Source organism: Alcanivorax sp. HI0044, assembly GCF_001634945.1.
Map to the genome: position 1 here is coordinate 1 of NZ_LWEZ01001833.1, position 894 is coordinate 894.

Here is an 894-nt window from a genome sequence, read left to right on the forward strand (position 1 = left end):
CGCCGTGGCTGAAGATCTGGGCTACACCGATGTAGCCAGCTTCCGCCGCGCTTTCCAGCGCTGGTTCAACACCAGCCCCGGTCGTTTCCGCCGGGAATAGCATCAGCCGCAGTAGCGTGCTCGCACCGTGAGCAACACCACCGCGAAGACGATGTCATTTATCATCCCCTCCTTGTCAGCTTCCGCGCTTATCCACTTTCCTTTTTCCGGTAACACTGCGTAAAAGGCATCACTGGAGACGGTCGCAATGAACAAGTCTGACAGCACCAACAGCCCGACCCTTGCGCAGCTGAAAGTTTCTCCGCCGCTGGCATGGCCGACCGTGCTTATCCTGGTTGGTGCCGTAACAACCATCGCCTTGAGCTGGTTCCTGACCATGAACCACTTCTGGCCCCTGTGGCTGGGTGTCGTCGCCAACAGTGTGGCCGGCTACGCCCTGTTCACCCCGGCCCATGAAGCCATTCACCGCGCTGCTGCGCAGAAGCCAAAAACCAACGATTTCCTGTTGGCCGCCGCCACCTTTGTGGCCGTGCCCTTCGGCAAGGGCAAACTGTTCCGCTTGCTGCACATGCGTCACCACCGCTTTGCCAACGAAGAAAACGACCCGGACCACTGGATGGCCAGCAGCCTGTGGACCATGCCGTTATGGGGTCTCTGGCCTTACTTTTATCTGTACACCTTCCTGCGCAATCCGGCGCTTTTCCCCAATGTGAAGGTGTCCGAAATCGTCCGTGAAATTGTGGTGGCCGCCTTGATTATTGGCGCCCTGTGGTTGTGGGCGCCGTTCTACATGCTGATGCTATGGCTGATTCCCACCTATTTCGCCTTCTTCCTCATGTGCCTGGTCTTCATGGTGCTGCCCCACTATCCACATACCGGCCGCCAGGATGAGGA

General features: G+C 58.3%; 2 protein-coding genes. Both read left to right on the plus strand.

Annotation, left to right across the window (positions count from 1 at the left end; translation table 11 throughout):
• The first annotated feature begins 4 nt into the window (after positions 1 to 4).
• Positions 5 to 100, plus strand: a complete 96-nt coding sequence (locus A3730_RS30710; RefSeq protein WP_231884067.1) for a helix-turn-helix domain-containing protein — start codon at positions 5 to 7, stop codon at positions 98 to 100.
• 147 nt (positions 101 to 247) lie between these two features.
• Positions 248 to 894: fatty acid desaturase (locus A3730_RS27370; protein ID WP_063539354.1), on the plus strand; the 647-nt coding region annotated here is incomplete at its 3' end.